The following is a 17,258-nucleotide window of genomic DNA, read 5'->3' on the forward strand; positions in this document are numbered from 1 at the left end:
CTGGATCGGACGTGTTCACCATCACCAAGGAGTTCCACTTCTCCGCCAGCCATGTTCTCGACCGGCTCCCGGCCTGGCACCCGTGCGCGCGGATGCACGGGCACAACTACATCGTCGTCCTCGAACTGTCCGCCGCCGACAGTGAGTTGATCCCACCCGGCTTCGTCCGCGACTACCGCGACCTCGATTCGTTCAAGAAATGGATGGATGACACCCTCGACCACCGGCACCTGAATGAGGCCATGGGGGGGGGTATCTCCCCCACAGCCGAGAACCTGGCGAAATGGATCTTCGACAAGTGGCGTGAGGACGTGCCGGAACTCTCCGCGGTGAAGGTGTCCGAGACCCCCAAGACGTGGGCCATCTATCGGCCGCCGTCCTAGTCCTCCTCCACCGCCAGCACACACGTCTCCCCCGGAGCGATCAACACCGCCTGGTCCGCGAGGATCACCCGGATCGGGGACCGGTCGGATCGCGGTACGGATATTTCCACTGCGCCGGGGCGGCGGTGGAGGGTGATGCCCCAGTGGCCTCGGTAGTGGAGGGAGAAGCTGTAGGAGGAGAGGGCGGGGAGGGGGACGGGGTCGAGCCAGAGGGCGTCCTCGCGGGTTTCGAGGCCGGTCAGGCCGCGTTGGACCAGGGCCAGGGTGCCCGCCATGGCGCCGAGGTGGATGCCTTCGCCGGTGGTGCCGCCCTGGATGTCGGCGATGTCCGCCTCCAGGGCGTCGCGGACGTACTGCCAGGCGTCGGCGCGGCGGGCGCGGGCCAGGACGAGGCCGTGGACGAGTTCACTGAGCGTGGAGCCGTGGCTGGTGCGGGGCAGGTAGTAGTCGACGGTGCGGTGCCAGAGGTCGTCGTCCAGGTCGTGGCCCAGGCGCCGGAAGAGGGACCGTAGTTCGGCGGGGGAGAAGAGGTGGCCGAGCATGAGGACGTCGGCCTGTTTGGACGCCTTGTAGCGGTTGACCGTGTCGCCCTCGGCCTCCAGGATGCGGTCGAGCCGGCGGACGCTGCCGTAGCGTTCGCGGTAGCCGTCCCAGTCCAGTTCGGCGAGGTGGTCGTAGCCCGCGAACTGGCTGATCACGCCCGCGTGGAACGGCAGGTGCAGGCGGCGCGAGATCTCGTCCCACTCCGGTAGCTCGCCGGGGTCCAGCCGCACCCGTTCGAAGAGTTCGTCGCGGCGCCACGCGGGCAGGTGGCGCAGGAGATCGAGGGTGCGGGCCAGGACCCAGGCGGCGGTCACATTGGTGTACGTGTTGTCGTCCAGGCCCGGCCGGTCCGCGTCCGGGTACGCGTCGTGGTACTCGTCCGGGCCCACGACCCCGCGCAGGCGGTACGCGCCCAGCTCCGCGTCGTACTCCGCGCGGTCCGCCCAGAAACGGGCGATCTGGAGCAGCATCTCGGCACCCTTGGTGTGCAGATACTCCGTGTCGCCGGTGGCCTCGCAGTAGGCGACCACGTTGTACGCGATGGCGGAGCCCACATGGTGCTGGAGGCGGGAGTGGTCCGGCAGCCACCGTCCCGAGCGGGGGTTGAGATGCCACCGCTGGGTCTCCTCGCGGCCGTCGCTGCCGCTCTGCCAGGGGTACATCGCCCCCGTGCGGCCCTCGGCGGCGGCCTCGCGGCAGGCCCGGGGCAGGCGCCGGTGGCGGTAGTCGAGGAGCGCCCGGGAGACGGCCGGGAAGTGCAGGGTCAGATAAGGCAGCACGAAGAGTTCGTCCCAGAAGACATGGCCCCGGTACGCCTCGCCGTGCAGGCCCCGGGCGGGTACGCCCACGTCCAGGTCGGCGGTGTGCGGGGACAGGGTCTGGAGCACATGGAAGAGATGCAGGCGCAGGATGTGGCCCGCCTCGCCCGGCACCCGGATGTCCGCGCGGCGCCACAGCCGCTCCCACGCTGCCCCGTGCGACTCCAGGAGGGCGGGGAAGGGCGGTGCCGTGGTCGCCCGGTCCAGCGCCGCGCCGAGGGGGTCACCGATCGCGGAGTCCCGGGAGGTGTGCAGGGCCACCGTCTTGTCCACGGTGACGGGGCGCCCGTCCGTGACCGGGACGACCAGGCGGTGGACGGCACGGTGGCGGCCCGGACGCAGCTCCGAGGACACCGGGGCCCGGGCGGCGTCGACCGTGGTGCGGGCGGCCAGGGCGACGGCGACGTCCGACGTGCTCGTCCGGCAGTGGAGCCAGACCGTGTCCGGCTCCCGCGCACCGGTGCGGACATGGGCCACATGGTGGCGGTCGAGCGTGCCGTACCGGTGCACATTGCCGTTGACCACCGCGCCGTCGAGACAGCTCTCGATCTCTATCTCGCCGGACCAGCCCTCGGCCGTGAACACCGTGTGCAGCGCGGCTATATGGGGATCCTCCATGTGGACCAGGCGGGTCTGTTCGACCTTCAAGGTGTGTGCCGCACCCATGTGGTGGGAGAACGTGCGGGTGAGCGTGGCATGGCGCAGGTCCAGGACATGGGTGTGGTCCGCCACCGTGTGCGGGCCAGGGGTGAACCACGGCCCCCACGCCCCCGCCGCTGCTCCCTCCGCCCGGCGCAGCCGGAATCTCAGCAGCAGCCAGTTCGGCAGATTGACCAGGTCCTCGTTGACCACATGGCGCCCCGCCACAGTCGATTCGAGACGGTTGTAGCAGCCGGCCACATAGGTTCCCGGGTAGTGCACACCGTCGGCCCGGCACTCGGGCAGCGCCCCACGGGTCGCGAAGTAACCGTTGCCGAGCGTGCACAGGGACTCGCGCAGCTGCTCGGCGGCGGGGTCGTACCCCGTCCACTCCCATGTCCATTCCGGCATCCGGCGGGCACCCTCCCTGCCGCTCGGTCCCCGAGGTGGGTTCGCCTGATCGCCGCCCTCTCCTCAGAATGGTGCCTGTATCCAACCTGCCACGCGGGCCACCCCGCCGCACGGGCGGACGGGCGGACGACCCGCCTCCGCGCGGCCCGCGGAGCGCATCCGGGAGGCACCATGCACCACCGAACGGTCGAGGAGCTCATGAGCCGGGACGTCGTCCGGGCCCGCCGCGACACGCCGTTCAAGGACCTCGTGCGGCTCCTGACGGAGAACGACGTCACCGCGCTGCCCGTGGTCGACGAGCTGGACCGGCCCGTGGGCGTGGTGTCCGAGGCCGACCTCCTGCGCAAGAGCGCCGACCGGGCCGACCCGTCCGGCCGTACGCCCCCGCCGCACCTGGAGGCGTGGGAGCGCGCCAAGGCCGAGGGCGCCCTCGCGGAGGAACTGATGTCGGCTCCCGCCGTGTGCGCGCGTCCGGAGTGGAACGTGGTCGAGGCCGCCCGGCTCATGGAGACGCGGGGCGTCAAACGGCTGCCCGTGGTGGACGAGGCCGACCGGCTCGTGGGCATCGTCAGCCGCGCCGACCTGCTGCGGGTCTTCCTGCGCCGCGACGACGCCATCCGCGAGGAGATCACCGGCGACGTGCTCGGGCGCACCCTCGGCTTCGACCCGAGGGACGTGACCGCCGAGGTCCACGAGGGCCGCGTCACCCTGCTCGGCACCGTCGCGGACGGCAACCTCATCCCCGTCGTGGAGCAGCTGTGCCGCGGGGTCGACGGCGTCGTGGCGGTCGACTCCCGGCTCACCGGCGGCACGGGCGGCGCCCGGCGCTCTCCCGAGGCGTACTGAGACGTCCACCGGCTGAGGCGTCCACCGGGCGCCCCGGGGCCGAAGGGCCCACCCGTCCGAGCCGAACGCCCCTCGCGGCCCGGCGCACGCCCGTGCCACCGTGGAAACGGCTCCCGACCCCCGTACGAAAGGCGGTGGGCACCATGACACTCCCCCTCGTCGTGGGAGTGGACGGCTCGGACTCCTCCCTCGTCGCCGTCGACTGGGCCGTGGACGAGGCCGCGCGCCACGGTCTCCCGCTGAAGCTCCTCTACGGCTCCCTCTGGGAGCGCTACGAGGGCGGCCTGCCCTCACTCGGCGGGGAGCGCCCCTCCGAACAGGTGCTGGCCGAGCACATCGTCGGCTCGGCTGCCGAGCGTGCCGAGCGCCGCGACCCCGACGTGAAGGTCACGACCGGGATCGTGCCGCGCGAGGGCGCGGACGCCCTGGTCAGGGCGGGTGACGAAGCCTCCGCCGTGGTGACCGGGGCGCGCGGCCGGGGCCCGTTCACGTCCATGCTGCTCGGCTCCGTCGGCCTCGCGGTGGCGGCCCGGGCGTCCTGCCCGGTGATCGTGGTCCGGGGCGACCGTGCGGGCCTCGCGGGCGAGCACGAACGGATCCTGCTGGGCCTCGGAGAGGCCGACACGGGCACGCGGGCCCTGGAGTTCGCGTACCGGGAGGCCGAGACGCGCGGCTGCGGCCTGGACGTCGTACGAGCCTGGCGGCGGCCCGTCCACGACCGGTCGGGCGCCGGGTACGAGGAACGGGCCGCCGCGCTGCTCGCGGCCTCCGTCGAGAGGCCGTCCGCCGCGTTCCCGCGGGTGCGCACCTACCCGGCCGTGGCCGAGGGCCCCGCCGCGAAGGTGCTCGTGGACCGCTCGGCCGCCGCCGACCTCGTGATCGTCGGGGCCCGGCACCGTACGGACCGCTTCGGACTCCAGCTCGGCCGGGTCGGCCACGCCCTGCTGCACCACGCCGCGTGCCCGGTGGCGGTCGTACCCGAGCGATCGTAGCCACGCGGGCCGCATCGAGAGCGGGGCACGAAGTCCACGACCGCGCCCCGCCTCACCCGAGGCCGACCCCACCCCGCCTCACCCGATGTCCAGCACATCCCCCACCGGCCGCCGGGGACTCGGCGCCCCCTCCGGGCCGTACCCGATGCGCAGCACCATCTGGACCTGGGACATGGCGGAGAGCGGGTCGCGGGTCGCCCAGCGCAGCTCCGGCCACTCCAGGGGCTGGGAGGTCACCGAGGCGACCAGGCCGTCGGCGGTGGCGCGCAGCAGGACCCGTTCCAGCGCCTGACCCGCGCGGAGCCAGTCGGCGGGGTCGTCGTGGGGCGTGCCCAGCAGGGCGATGTTCGGCCGCTCCTCGAACGACGCCCACGGGCGGTCCGGCATCGGGCGGCCCACGGCGAAGTCGCGCACCGAGGACGTGCCGTGGCGCGAGCGCGGTCCGAACGCCTCGGCGGGGATGCCGTCGGGCGCGTCCCCCGGGTCCGTGTGCGCCCACCGGGCCATCTCCTCCCGCGCCCCCGCGTCCATCAACTCCCGCTCCTCGGCGTCCCGTACGAGATCCAGGACCGAGCGCACGTGCCAGGTCCCCGGGAACAGCAGCTGCGCCCCCTCCGCGCGGGCCGCCGCGTACAGCCCCTCCCGTACGGTGGCGGGGATCTCCTGGTCGCGGTAGGGCAGGCGGCTGGAGTGGCGGCGGCTCACCTCGGGGTGCAGCGCGGCGAGCGCCGCATCGGGGGGACCGATGCCGCGCAGGCGCACCTCGGCGAGCAGGTCCGCGTCGGACGGGTCCGGGAGCAGCCGGACCTCCGGGGCGAGACCGGCAGCGGCGGCGGACACCCGCAGGTTGAACAGGGCGGCGCCGCAGCCCAGGTGCAGTCCCCGGTTCTGCGGATCGCCGTGCGGCAGGACGCGCTCCGGGTCGGCGTACAGCCGCAGCACCCCGGGGCCGCGCAGATGACGGAACCGCCAGGGCTGGGCGTTGTGCAGCGACGGGGCCGCCGTGGCGTCCGCCACGAGGGCGGTGACGGTCCGCTCGTCGACGGTTTCCTCGGACACGGTGACCTCCGTCCCGGCGGTCGGCGGCGGGTCCGCCGCCCGCGCCGACACCTGCTGTGCGTGCCTCAATCCGTAGCGGCGGGTACGGCGATGACCGGGCAGCGCGCCCGGCGCAGTACGCCCTGGCTGACCGAGCCCAGCAGCGCGCCCGCGACGCTGCCGTGCCCCCGGGTGCCCACGACCAGCGCCAGCGCGTGCGCGGCGGCGTCGGTGAGCACCTTGACCGGCTCCCCGACGACCAGTTCGTGACGCAGCACCACGTCGGGGTACTGGGCGCCGCGCCCCGCCACGATCTCGGAGAGCATGCGGCGGCACTCCTGCCGCGACCCGTGCTCGTCGAAGACGCGGAGCGTGGTGGGCTGCCAGACGAACAGGACGTGCAGCTCCGCGCCGCGCAGGGCCGCCTCCTCGAACGCCACGTCGACCGCGGCGGCGGACTCGGGGCCGCCGTCGATCCCGACGACGAGATACGGGGGGACCTGTGTGACGTGCTCCGGCTCGGGCACGACCACCACGGGGCAGTGGGCCTGGGCCATGAGCGGTACGGCGACCGACTCGTTGCCGAACACCTCCTGGGCCCGGCTCAGATGCCGCTTGCCGAGGACGACGGCCGTGGCGTCACGGCTCTGCTCGCCGAGCACCCAGGCGGGCTCGCCCTCCGCGAGCAGCGCGGCCACCTCCAGGCGGGGGTGGTGGGCGGTGGCGAACCCGGCGGCGTCCTCCAGGACCCGTTCACCGGCCTCGTGCAGCGGGTCGTTCCACTCCTCCCAGGACGGCGGGACCTTCCGCGCCCGGTCGCCCCTGGTCGGCACGCCCTCGGCCAGCACCGGCCGCAACGGCACATGGCGCCGGGCCGCCTCGTCCGCCGCCCAGGCCAGCGCCATGCGGTGGTCGGGTTCGGTGTCGATCCCGACCACGACCGGGCGGGGGTCACCGGGCCGTGACACGACCGGCTCCGGGCCCGGTCTTCCTCGCCGGCCTTCGTACCGCGTGAACGGACATCGCCCTCGCCTCCTCCTCCGGGGTGGCGCGGCGCGCAGGGCCACCGCGCGTGCCGACAGCCGTCGACGCCATCGTCTCTTCCTCCAGTGTGCCGGGCCACACGGGGAAGAAAAGGGACGTGAGGTACCCCCGGTACGGGCCGTTCGGCCCCAGTGGCGGGAAGGAGGCGCACGCTGGAGTGGAGAGGACCGGTGGCCGAGGTATCGGGCGAGCACGAGGCGAGGAGGCCCGGCGATGGGCACACGTTCCGGCACGACGGCCGACCAGGGGCCGTCCGCCGCCGTGGACCTCCCGATCACCGTCGGCGTCGATGGCTCCGAACCCAGCCTGACCGCACTGGACTGGGCCGCCGACGAGGCCGCCCTGCGCGGGGCCCCGCTCCGGGTGGTGCACGCCTGCTGGTGGGAGCCCCACACGGACACGGCCGCCGAGGGGACGGCCGTCGTCGCCGTCGCCGAGCGCCGCGCCCGCCTGCGGCAGCCGGGCCTACGGGTCGGCGTCGGTCTCGCCCTCGAAGCGCTCGAAGCGCCGGAGTACGCGCTCGTCCGCGAGAGCCGGAACGCGCTGGCGCTGGTGCTGGGCAGCCGGGGCCGGGGCGCGGTGGCCGAGACACTGCTGGGCTCCGTCAGCGCCATGGTGGCGCGGCACACTCAATGCCCGGTGATCGTGGTGCGCGGCACACATGTGGAGCGACCCACTGTGGAGCCACCCTCGTCGGGGCGTGTCGTCGTGGGCGTCGGCGAGCAGCCGGAGGGTTCGGCCGCCGTACGGTTCGCCGTGGCGGAGGCCCGGCTGCGGGGCGTACCCCTGGAGGCCGTACGGGCCTGGCGGCGCCCCCGGCACGCGCCCGCCGAGCACCCGCTGTTCGTCGGTGCGCCCGCCCACGCGCACGAGCAGCAGGCGGTGGAGACGCTGGAGGCGGCCCTGCGCGACGCACCGGAGGACCTGTGGATACGGCGCCGTACGGTCGAGGGCCCGGCCCGCGACACGCTGCTCGCCGCCGCCCGGGACGCCGCGCTGCTGGTGGTCGGCGCACATGGGGGTGACGACCACCTTGGGCGCGTCGTCCATGGAGTGCTGCACCATGCGCGGTGCCCCGTCGCCGTCGTACCGGAGCCGGAGCCGGGCTGACCGGATGCGGACGGGGCGGGTGACTCCCCGCTGATTTCCTGCCGCTCAGCGATTCCCCGCGATTCCCCGCCGCTCAGCCCGCCGCCCGGGCGACATCGTCGCGCAGCGCGGACCGCAGCCATGCGTGCACGGCCCCGAGGGTCGGTTCCGGTGACGGGGTGAGGACGCCGGTCAGTTCCCAGTACCGGTCGATCATCGGGTCGGCGGCCCGGGTCAGCAGGGCGTGGAGGCGGCGGCGGAAGGCGGGGGTGTCCGGCAGGTCGCGCGCGGTGGCGTGGGCGGTGACGAAGCAGTCCAGCGCCTGCCCCCGGCCGGGGCCGCGTCCGGTGCGCAGATCGGTGACGGCCAGCGTGTAGGCGTCGAACAGGCCGTCGTAGAGCACATCGGGACGGCAGTCCGCATCCGTGCGGTTGCGGGCGGGGCGGCGCGGGTCGGTTGCCGGGCAGGGCGCGGTGGCGAGGGCGTGCAGCCGGGCGAAGGCCAGGACCTGCGCGGGCGTCGGGTCGGCCGGGGGCCGGGGGACCGCGTGGTCGAGGATCGCGGAGCGCAGCCGGGGCGACAGCCGGGCGGGCAGCGCCCCGCGCCAGAAGCGTGCGAGCGCCGCCGTGCTGGGCGGCGCGGTCACGGCCCCGACCAGCCGGAGCCGGTCGGCGCGCTCCTCGGCCGGACAGTCCCGGACGAGCTGGAGGGCGGCCTCCCGCCACCTCAACGCCGCGATCTCGGAGCCGAGTTCACGCAGACGGCCGTCGAGGGCGTCCTCCAGGGCCCCCGTCACCAGGGCGCCCGCCGCCCCTGTCGCACTCTTGTGCAGCCGCTGCGACTCTCCGGTGCGGCAGCCGAGTTGCCCAGTACCGGGATCTTCTGCACCGCCTCCGGGATGACCATCTCCATGGCCGAGACCCTTGTACGCACCGGCCCACCGCAGTTCCGGGCGCTCGCCGACCCCCGGGTCACCTTCTTCGAACTCCCCACCGGACACTGGCCGATGCTCTCCACCCCCGGTCGGCTCGCCGACGTGCTGCTGCGGGCAGCCGCCGGTGAGGGGCACCGGATCAGCGTGGACGCCGATGAACAGCCCCTGTATCTACGGCCGTTCGTGCTGGACGTGCCCGAGCGACCGCGTGAGCGGACCGGCCAGGTCGACTTCTACCTGCCCGACGCGGACGGAGACGCGGACGCGCCCCGCCCCGCCGTCGTCCTCGTCCACGGCGGCCCCGTCCCCGCCACCCAGCGGCCCACCCCGCGCGACTGGCCGCTCTACACCGGCCACGCCCGGTACGCGGCGAGCCAGGGCGTGGTCGGCGTGACCGTGGACCACGGTCTGCACGCCCTCACCGACCACCCGCGCGCCGCCGACGACCTCACCGTGGCCCTCGCCCTGGTCCGGGCGCACCCCCGCGTGGACGCCGAGCGGATCGCCCTGTGGTTCTTCTCGGGCGGCGGGCTGCTCATGAGCGACTGGCTCGCCGCGCCGCCGCCCTGGCTGCGCTGCGTCGCCGCGAGCTACCCGGTGCTCGCGCCGCTGCCCGGCCCGCCGATGGTCGACGCGCGCTTTCGTCCCGTCACGGCCGTCCGCTCGGCCGGGGAGCTGCCGGTCGTCCTCACCCGGGTGGGCCTGGAGCACGACACGATCGCGGCCACGGTGACGGAGTTCCTGTCCGCCGCGCGGGCGGCGGGCGTCCATGTCGTGACGGTCGACGTTCCCTCGGGGCAGCACGGGTTCGACGTGGCCGACCCCTCGGAGGAGTCCCGGGAGGCGGTGGCGGCGGCGTACCGCCACGTGCTGGGCCGTCTGACGGCCTGAGGAGCCGCCTCCCCGAGCCGCCAGCGGAGCCCCGTTCCCGCTCCCGTCCCCGCCCCGCCGTCGCGAAAAGCGCTCCCACCTCGTTGGTCGTACCGTGGGAGAGGCGGGGGCGCCGAGCCGGAGGAGCAGGATGGGCGGGTTCAGCGCCGGTGCCGAGAGGTATGTGTTCTCGTTCGCCGGAGTGGCGACGGCCGTGCTCGACGACCGGGGCACCGTGGTGCGCTGGTCGCCGGCGGCCGCCGAACTGCTGGGCCGGACCGCCGAGGAGGTCTGCGGACGTTCGATGCGCGATCTGCTGGCCCGCGACTGTTCGGGCATCGGCGAGGACGGGTCCTTCCCGGCGGACGGCCGGGCCCTGCTGCGGCACAGCTGCGGAGAGGCGGTCGCCGTCAGTTTCCGCGTCCTGCGCACCGAGCCCCCCGCCGAGTCCCTGGTGCTGCTCGCCCCGGCCCGGCGGGTGAGCCACTGGGAGGCGGACGCCAATGTGCTGCGCGCCCTGCTCTCCCAGGACCGGCTCTGCATCGGCATGCACGACACCGACCTCACCGTGGTGTGGACCAACATCACGGCCGACATGTTCGGCGGATCGGCCCTCCCGCGCGGCAGCAGACTGACGGACGTACCCGCGCTGAAGGACGCCAAGGCGGCCGAGACGGAACTGCGGCAGGTGCTGGAGACCGGGGAACCGGTGGTCGGGAAGATGCTGCACATGCGCGCGCCGGACGACCCGGACCGGTACATCGTCCTGTCGATGTGCGGCTTCCGGGTGGAGGACACCGACGGCACGCCCCTCGGCATCGTCACGATGTTCGCCGACACCCCGGAACAGCAGCGGGTGCGCAGACGCCTCGACGTGCTGCACGCCGCCGCCGACCGCATCGGCGCCTCCCTCGACGTCACCCGCACCGTGCGGGACCTGATGGACGTGCTGGTCCCGGCCCTCGGGGACGTGGGCTGGGCCGACCTCGCCGAGGCCGTGCTCAACACGGAGGAACCGGCCAAACCCGCCGCGGGCGGGGGAGATCTGCATCTGTGCCGGGTCACCGTGACCCCCGAGGAGGGCACCGCCGCCCTCTTCCAGCCCGGCGAGGCGATCCCCCGGCTGCCGTACTCGCCCGAACTGGGCGACATCCAGCGCGGGCGGCCCGTCGTCCTGGACCCCAGGGCGGTGGCCGACGTCCTCGGCGACCCCTCTCTGGCGCACCGCTTCGTCCCCGAGAACGGCCGCTCGGGGATGTGGGCGCCGCTGTTCGCGCGCGGACTGGTGCTCGGCTCCGTCACGGTGTGGCGCACCGGGGAGCGCGACCCCTTCGAGCCGGAGGACGCCGAACTGCTCGGCGAGATCGCCTCCCGGGCCGCCCTCAGCGTCGACAACGCCCGCCGCTACACCCGCGAGCGCCGCACCGCCCTGACCCTCCAGCGCCGCCTGCTGCCCCCGGCCACCACCGAGGGCCCGGCCGCCGAGACCGCGGGCATCTATCTGCCCGCGGGCGGCGGCGCCGACATCAGCGGCGACTGGTACGACGTCATCCCGCTGCCCTCCTTCCGGGTCGCCCTGGTCTCCGGGGACGTGGTCGGGCACGGACTGGACGCCAGCGCCGCGATGAGCGGCCTGCGCACCGCCGTACGCACCCTCGCCGACCTCGAACTCGACCCCTCCGAACTCCTCACCCATCTCGACGACCTCGTACGGCGGCTCAGCCAGGACACCGAATGGGGCAAGCCCGCCGGTGCCACCTGCCTGTACGCCGTCTACGACCCGGTCGCCCGCCGCTGCGTCATGGCCGGGGCCGGGCACCCGCCGCCGGTGGAGGTACGGCCCGACGGCACCACCCGGATCATCCGCTTCTCGCCCGGACCGCCGCTCGGGGTGGGCGGTATGCCTTTCGAGACGGTCACCGCCGACCTGGAGCCCGGCAGCGTGCTCGCCCTCTACACCGACGGGCTTCTCGACCGGTACGGGGGCGACCTCGACGCGGGGCTGCGCTGGCTCACCCACCGGCTCGCCACCTCGTGCCGCCCCGGCCAGAGCCTCGTGGACGCCAGCCGTCTGCTCCAGGCGGACCTGGGCCAGACCCCGCCCCGCGACGACATCGCCCTGCTCCTGGCCCGCGTCCGCGCCATCCCCGAGGACTCCATCGCGAGCTGGGAGTTCGGCGCGGACGAGTCCGTGGTGTCCGACGCCCGGCAGGCCGCCAAGCACCAGCTCATCGCGTGGGGCCTGGACGACCTCGTCTTCACCACCGAGCTGATCGTCAGCGAGCTGGTCACCAACGCCGTCCGCTATGCCGGAGCGCCGGTCGGCCTGCGCCTCATCCGCGACGACGTCCTCGTCTGCGAGGTCACCGACCCCAGCAACACCCAGCCCCGACTGCGCCGGGCGGGCTGGAGCGACGAGGGCGGTCGCGGCCTCTTCCTCGTCGCCCAGCTCTCCACCCGCTGGGGCAGCCGCTACGGACGCAACGGCAAGACGATCTGGTCGGAGCAGCGGCTGGTACCCCAGGAGGTGGACTTCGAGGCCCTCATGTGAGGGGCGCACATGGGCGGGCGGCACATGTGGGAGGCCCACATGTGAGACGCGCTCAGCCCTGGGGCGTCGCGACGTGTTCCCGGCGGAATCACCCGGCCGGTTCGATCGTGACGTCCAGCTGCTTCATCAGCGGCTGGTCGCTCTGGGCGCTGTAGTCGCTGATCGAGAGGAGCTGGTTGAGTTCCGGCATGTATCCGGCGGTGACCCCGCGCGGGATGTCGTGCTCGACCGCGAGGAAACCTCGCAACTGACGCACCGTGCCGTCCTTGGCGTGGGCCGTGATCACGGTCGGCTGGAACTCCTCCAGACCGCGTTCGCGCATGTCGTCGCCGTTCATGAAGACGAGCGTGCGGAGGTTGCGGATGCCCCGGTAGCGGTCGTTGTCGGTGTAGATCGTGGTGTTCCACTGGTCGTGGGAGCGCATCGCGCCCAGGACGAGCCGTCCCGCGCGCGGCACCACGTCGGGCAGCGGGGCGTGCGAGAACTCGGCGCGCCCGGACGGGGTGAGGAAGACCAGCTCACGGGCGGGCTGCTTGATCCGGAACCCCATCGGCAGCCGGACCCGCCGGTTGAAGTCCTCGAAGCCGTACAGCACGTCGGCCATGGTGTCGCGGATGCGGTCGTAGTCCTCGACGTACCACTCCCACGGTGTCTTCGAGTCGGGCAGCGCCGCCCGGGCGAGACCGGCGATGATCGCGGGCTCGGAGAGCAGTTGCGGCGAGGCCGGGTGCTGGTTGCCCTGCGAGAGGTGGACCATCGAATCGCCGTCCTCGACGGAGATCCGCTGCGGTGTGCCCCGCTGGATGTCCTTCTCGGTGCGGCCCAGGCACGGCAGGATCAGCGCGCGCTTGCCGTGGACGAGATGGCTGCGGTTGAGCTTCGTACTGACGTAGACGGTCAGGTCCACCTTCCGCAGGCTCGCGTAGGTGAACCGGGTGTCGGGCGAGGCGAGCGCGAAGTTGCCCGCCATGCCGACGAAGACCTTGATGTCGCCCCGGTCCATCGCCTCGATGGTGCTGACGACGTCCAGGCCCTCCTGGCGCGGCGGGTCGATCCCGCAGACCTCGGCGAGCTTGTCCAGGAACTCCGGGGTGGGGGCGTTGGTGATGCCGCAGGTGCGGTTGCCCTGCACGTTGCTGTGGCCCCGGTTGGGCGCGGCACCGGCGCCCTCGCGGCCGATGTTGCCGCGCAGCAGCAGGACGTTGACGATCTCGCGGATGGTGTCGACGGCGTGCTCGTGCTGGTTGACGCCGAGGCCCCAGGTGATGATCGACCGGTCGGCGTCGCGGTAGATCGCGGCGGCCTTGAGGATGTCCTGCTTGGCCACGCCCGACTGGTGGACGATCTCGTCCCAGGAGGTCGCCTCGACCACGCGCCGGTACGCCTCGAACCCCTCGGTGTGCCGCTCCAGGAACAGCCGGTCGATCGCGTGCTCGTCGCGCTCGGCCAGCTCCAGGGTGGCCTTGGCGATGCCGCGCATCAGCGCCATGTCGCCCGCGGAGCGCGGCTGGATGTTGAGGTTGCTGGTGGGGGTGGCGTGGAAGGTCGCCATCGCCAGGATGTCGTGCGGGATGATCGTGCGGGTGGCGCCCGCCTCCACCTGCGGGTTGATGTGGACGACCTTCTTGCCCCTGCGGTACAGCTGCGCCAGCGGGGTGAGCATGCGGGGCGCGTTGGACGCGGCGTTGATGCCGACCACGAAGACGGCGTCCGCGGCCTCCCAGTCCTTGAGGTCGACGGTGCCCTTGCCGGTGCCGAGCGAGGCGATCATCGCGCGGCTGCCCGCCTCCGTGCACATGTTGGCGCAGTCCGGCTGGTTGTTGGTGCCCAGCTCGCGGGCCATGAGCTGGTAGAGGAACGATGCCTCGTTGCCCAGCCGTCCCGAGGTGTAGTACGCGGCCTGGTCCGGACTCTCCAGGGCCCGGACGCTGTCGCCGAACAGCTTGAAGGCGTCCGCCCAGCTGATCGGGACGTAATGGTCGGTCCCCGGGTCGTAGAGCATCGGCTCGGTCAGGCGGCCCTCCGCCTCCAGGTCGTGGTCGTTCCAGTCGAACAGCGAGGTGACGGAGTGGCTCGCGAAGAACTCACGGGTGACCCGCTTGCGCGTCATCTCCCACGTGGTGTGCTTGATGCCGTTCTCGCACAGGTCCAGCGCCAGGCCCTTGGTGTCGGGCCACGCGCAGCCCGGGCAGTCGAAGCCGCCGCTGTCCTCCTGGTTCATCTTCAGCATCTCGAGCGAGCCCAGCACGACCTCGCGCTCGTCGACCAGGACCTCGGTGACGGCCTTGGCCGCGCCCCAGCCCGCCGCCGGGTGCGTGTACGGCTTCGAGACCGGCGGCCCCTTCGGCACGGGGCCCACCCGTGGCTCCAGCGGCTGATCGACGGCCGCCCGCTCCTGCCGTCGGATCTCGGCATCGTCCTCGAACAGTCCTTGATCGCTCACGGCCATCCCCTTCGCGCCGATTACCGACCTTTCGAGGCTATATCTCCGTGGCGCGAGGGGCGCGGGCAACCGCTGGGCCGACGCGAACGCGACTGCGTAGCATGAACGTCCGTACCCCTAGGGAAAGTGAGTGGCATGGACATCCTCGGTAGGCTCGGTGGCGCCCTGCTCGGCGGGTCCTTCGCGGTGTTCGGCTCCGGCGCCGTGCGAGACCCCGCCCCCCTGGCGAAGCTCGCGGGTCCGGCGCTGGAAGAGATCCGCAAGGTCGTCCCGCTGCCGAAGGACGACGAACTGCTCGTACGCGTCAACGGCGCCGTCCAGACCGGCGCCGGAGCGGCCCTGGCCATCGGCCTCTTCCCCCGCACGTCCGCCCTCGCCCTGGCCGGATCCCTGATCCCGACCACCTACGCCGGCCACGCCTTCTGGACCATCGAGGACCCGGCCCAGCGCAAGGCCCAGCGCACCCAGTTCCTGAAGAACGCCGCGATGCTCGGCGGCCTGCTGGTGGTCGCGGGGGGCCGCCGCAAGACGGGCGGGGCGTCCGGCACGGGGATCTCGGCCGGATAAGCACGGAACGAGCGGGGTGGGCCCTGGCGGTACGCGGAGAAACGAGCGCGTCTGCCAGGGCCTTTTTCTGCCTGAGCCCCGCGTCAAGCCGTAGGCGTCAGCCGCTCGCGGATTCGGGTGTAGAGGGCGGCGATGTCCTCCGGCATGGGGTGCCGGTCGGCGAACGAGGTTCCGAGGCGGGGTTTGCTCCGCTCTCCCCTGAGTTGCTGGAGGAGCTGCGGATTCAATCGCTTGAGGTACGCCTCGTATTCACCGGCTTGTGAACCGTCGGTTCCGAAGACATCAGCGACCGTGAACACCCCGTGCTTCTCCCAGAAATTCTTCCATTCGTCGAAGTCGGGGTCTTCGTCGGCTGGCTCCGCGACCGTGAGAAGCCCCAGATCTGTCAGATTCTTGTGGAGTTGGCTGCCCGGATGCAGTGCAGGGCCGTCCGCGATGACGACCCACGGGATATGGAATGCCTCCAGGAATCTGATGTAGCCGCCGAACGCCTTGTCCCCGCCGACATCGATCATGGCGATATTGGCCCCGCTGGGCGGATTGCCGCTGCCCTCCCACCAGGTGCCCAGGCTGCCCACCTCCGTGGCCCCTTCGCACAGCACGGCTCCGGCCGCGAACAGCAGGGCGCGGGTGTCGCGCGGGCCGAGAACCTGGAGCCAGCGCGCCTGATCCTTGGGGTCGAGTTCGTTCAGCCGGTGGGCTTCGCTCCCCGTGGGCGTGGGGGAGAGCCGGATGATCCGGGCCAGATCCTCGGGGGTCGCGACGGGTACGAGGTCGGCGCTGTGGGTGATGACGAGGCACTGCGTCTCCGCGTCGGCCGCCTGAGCGATACGGCGCTGCAGCGTCGGCTCGATATGGACCCCGGGCTCGTCCAGCACGATGACGCGGCCGGGGGCGCCGACGAGAACGGTGCTGAGGAACAGCGCCTCTTGCCGTCCGGCGCCCGAGAAGGCGAGGGGGTATTCGTGATCTCCGTCGGGCACCGTGACGTCGATGAGCAGGTGTCCTGAATTCCCGGCATCGGGCACCGCCTGGACGTCGAATCCGGTGCCGACCAGATTCTTGAAGCGGTCCTGGATCAGCTGGTATCGCTGTCTGAGGGGAAGCGGGCCGTTCTTCAGGCGGTAAAGCTCGGCGGGGATCTGACTTCCGTCTTCGAGGTCGGCTGGTCGGCCGAGGGCCGTCAGGTCGAAGGAGCGTTTCAGGGGGAGGCGGCGGTTGTCGGTGAGTACGATTCCTCGTTCGAGGATGTGGTCCAGGACGTGGACGAAGTCGATCTGTCGTTGATGTGCGCCTTCTGCATCCTGGCCCAGAAGCATGTGAATATCGCGGACGCTGTCCAAGAGGGGCCGATTGTTGGTAGCGGGCCTTGTGCTGAGGTTGATCGCATACTCGTTCTCCGTGAGAATCCGCATGAAATCGATCTCTTCGCCCAGTGTGCCGGTGCTGATCTGGTCGTCGGGGTACACGCGACCCCATGCCTGAGCGAGAGAGGCATGGGGCACCTGGCCTTCCCCGTTGTCAGGTACCACTGGACCACCGTTCCGCAGGTGCATGAACCAGGCCGGACCGGCTGACTCGGAGGGCCCTCCAGCAGTTGAGTGCTCCCAGAGGGCCCGCCAGTGAGACTGTGCTCCCGCGTCGTAGTCGATGACCAGAGAACCGCGAAGCAGCAGTTGCACGCTCTCCGGAACGAGCCGTTCCCGGGCATCATGGTCTCGACGCTCAAGGGAAATAGGACTCATTAGGTCCGTGATGCCGGACAAGTACGCAGCACGGACGAACGTGGCGACCAGGTCGCGTTCCCAAGGCTGGTCCATCTCCATATCCAGCACCAGCCGGAAGCGCCGCGCCCCGTGCTGAGGAGCACGTGCATACAGATCGAGCCGGTGACGACGTTCCGACCCCGCATGGGACGCCACCACAGACCGGGCCACGTCGATGATCCGGCCCAGGTTCGACTTGCCGACGGCATTGGGACCGGTCACTACCGTCGTACCGGAGTCCAGTGCCAGGTCGATCTCTGAGAACGACATGAATTGCGACGCGCTGATACGCGAAATCTTCATCGATCCGCCTCCCCCTCGGAG

The 17,258-nt window shown here is 72.3% G+C and carries 13 protein-coding genes; 7 read left to right on the top strand and 6 right to left on the bottom strand.

Annotated features, from left to right (window positions below):
* Window positions 1-11: 11 nt before the first annotated feature.
* Complete coding sequence (locus tag B079_RS0124965) at window positions 12-383, top strand: 6-pyruvoyl trahydropterin synthase family protein (RefSeq protein WP_018548580.1); 372 nt, start codon at window positions 12-14, stop codon at window positions 381-383.
* On the opposite strand, the gene B079_RS0124970 is transcribed toward B079_RS0124965, so the two are convergent.
* A complete protein-coding gene (locus B079_RS0124970; RefSeq protein WP_018548581.1) occupies window positions 380-2,794 on the bottom strand; it encodes a glycoside hydrolase family 65 protein in 2,415 nt (804 codons plus the stop codon). The two genes, B079_RS0124965 and B079_RS0124970, sit on opposite strands and share 4 nt — an antisense overlap.
* A gap of 171 nt (window positions 2,795-2,965) precedes the next feature.
* Between B079_RS0124970 and B079_RS0124975 the strand changes: the two genes are divergently transcribed.
* Both B079_RS0124975 and B079_RS0124980 read left to right on the top strand, forming a co-directional pair.
* Window positions 2,966-3,640 carry a CBS domain-containing protein gene (locus B079_RS0124975; RefSeq protein WP_018548582.1) on the top strand — a complete coding sequence of 225 codons (675 nt, stop codon included), beginning with the start codon at window positions 2,966-2,968 and terminating at the stop codon, window positions 3,638-3,640.
* 134 nt (window positions 3,641-3,774) lie between these two features.
* Window positions 3,775-4,632: a universal stress protein gene (locus tag B079_RS0124980; RefSeq protein ID WP_018548583.1), complete on the top strand. Its 858-nt coding sequence runs from the start codon at window positions 3,775-3,777 to the stop codon at window positions 4,630-4,632.
* A gap of 78 nt (window positions 4,633-4,710) precedes the next feature.
* Here B079_RS0124980 and B079_RS0124985 read toward each other — a convergent pair whose 3' ends face one another.
* Together B079_RS0124985 and B079_RS0124990 are read right to left on the bottom strand one after the other, a co-directional pair.
* On the bottom strand, window positions 4,711-5,691 hold the full coding sequence (locus B079_RS0124985; RefSeq protein WP_026249060.1) for an Acg family FMN-binding oxidoreductase: 981 nt from the start codon (window positions 5,689-5,691) through the stop codon (window positions 4,711-4,713).
* A gap of 65 nt (window positions 5,692-5,756) precedes the next feature.
* Window positions 5,757-6,638: a universal stress protein gene (locus B079_RS0124990; protein WP_018548585.1), complete on the bottom strand. Its 882-nt coding sequence runs from the start codon at window positions 6,636-6,638 to the stop codon at window positions 5,757-5,759.
* 289 nt (window positions 6,639-6,927) lie between these two features.
* Here B079_RS0124990 and B079_RS0124995 point away from each other — a divergent pair, with 289 nt between their 5' ends.
* The gene (locus B079_RS0124995) at window positions 6,928-7,824 is read left to right on the top strand and encodes a universal stress protein (RefSeq protein ID WP_018548586.1); all 897 of its coding nucleotides are present in this window, start codon (window positions 6,928-6,930) and stop codon (window positions 7,822-7,824) included.
* A gap of 73 nt (window positions 7,825-7,897) precedes the next feature.
* Here the strand turns inward: B079_RS0124995 and B079_RS32715 are convergent, their stop codons facing one another.
* Window positions 7,898-8,599 (bottom strand): hypothetical protein, encoded by a 702-nt coding sequence (locus tag B079_RS32715; RefSeq protein ID WP_018548587.1) that lies wholly within the window; start codon window positions 8,597-8,599, stop codon window positions 7,898-7,900.
* A gap of 114 nt (window positions 8,600-8,713) precedes the next feature.
* Here B079_RS32715 and B079_RS32720 point away from each other — a divergent pair, with 114 nt between their 5' ends.
* Together B079_RS32720 and B079_RS0125010 are read left to right on the top strand one after the other, a co-directional pair.
* A complete protein-coding gene (locus B079_RS32720) occupies window positions 8,714-9,628 on the top strand; it encodes a dienelactone hydrolase family protein (protein WP_158685051.1) in 915 nt (304 codons plus the stop codon).
* A 130-nt stretch (window positions 9,629-9,758) separates the two neighbouring features.
* On the top strand, window positions 9,759-12,158 hold the full coding sequence (locus tag B079_RS0125010; RefSeq protein WP_018548589.1) for a SpoIIE family protein phosphatase: 2,400 nt from the start codon (window positions 9,759-9,761) through the stop codon (window positions 12,156-12,158).
* Window positions 12,159-12,246: 88 nt separating this feature from the next.
* Here B079_RS0125010 and B079_RS0125015 read toward each other — a convergent pair whose 3' ends face one another.
* Entirely contained in the window at window positions 12,247-14,607 is a 2,361-nt protein-coding gene (locus B079_RS0125015) for an FdhF/YdeP family oxidoreductase (protein WP_018548590.1), read from the bottom strand.
* 129 nt (window positions 14,608-14,736) lie between these two features.
* On the opposite strand from B079_RS0125015, the gene B079_RS32725 reads away from it, so the two are divergent.
* Window positions 14,737-15,168: a DoxX family protein gene (locus B079_RS32725; RefSeq protein ID WP_018548591.1), complete on the top strand. Its 432-nt coding sequence runs from the start codon at window positions 14,737-14,739 to the stop codon at window positions 15,166-15,168.
* A gap of 83 nt (window positions 15,169-15,251) precedes the next feature.
* Here the strand turns inward: B079_RS32725 and B079_RS0125025 are convergent, their stop codons facing one another.
* Window positions 15,252-17,237 (bottom strand): AAA family ATPase, encoded by a 1,986-nt coding sequence (locus B079_RS0125025; RefSeq protein WP_018548592.1) that lies wholly within the window; start codon window positions 17,235-17,237, stop codon window positions 15,252-15,254.
* Window positions 17,238-17,258 lie beyond the last annotated feature (21 nt).

Source organism: Streptomyces sp. LaPpAH-108 (genome assembly GCF_000373625.1).
Classification (GTDB): Bacteria; Actinomycetota; Actinomycetes; order Streptomycetales; family Streptomycetaceae; genus Streptomyces.

Coding starts and splice junctions, on each gene's coding strand:
- B079_RS0125025 (WP_018548592.1), bottom strand. CDS start 17,237: ATGAAGATTTCGCGTATCAGCGCGTCGCAATTCATGTCGTTCTCAGAG.
- B079_RS0125015 (WP_018548590.1), bottom strand. CDS start 14,607: ATGGCCGTGAGCGATCAAGGACTGTTCGAGGACGATGCCGAGATCCGA.
- B079_RS0125010 (WP_018548589.1), top strand. CDS start 9,759: ATGGGCGGGTTCAGCGCCGGTGCCGAGAGGTATGTGTTCTCGTTCGCC.
- B079_RS0124995 (WP_018548586.1), top strand. CDS start 6,928: ATGGGCACACGTTCCGGCACGACGGCCGACCAGGGGCCGTCCGCCGCC.
- B079_RS0124975 (WP_018548582.1), top strand. CDS start 2,966: ATGCACCACCGAACGGTCGAGGAGCTCATGAGCCGGGACGTCGTCCGG.
- B079_RS32725 (WP_018548591.1), top strand. CDS start 14,737: ATGGACATCCTCGGTAGGCTCGGTGGCGCCCTGCTCGGCGGGTCCTTC.
- B079_RS0124970 (WP_018548581.1), bottom strand. CDS start 2,794: ATGCCGGAATGGACATGGGAGTGGACGGGGTACGACCCCGCCGCCGAG.
- B079_RS32720 (WP_158685051.1), top strand. CDS start 8,714: ATGGCCGAGACCCTTGTACGCACCGGCCCACCGCAGTTCCGGGCGCTC.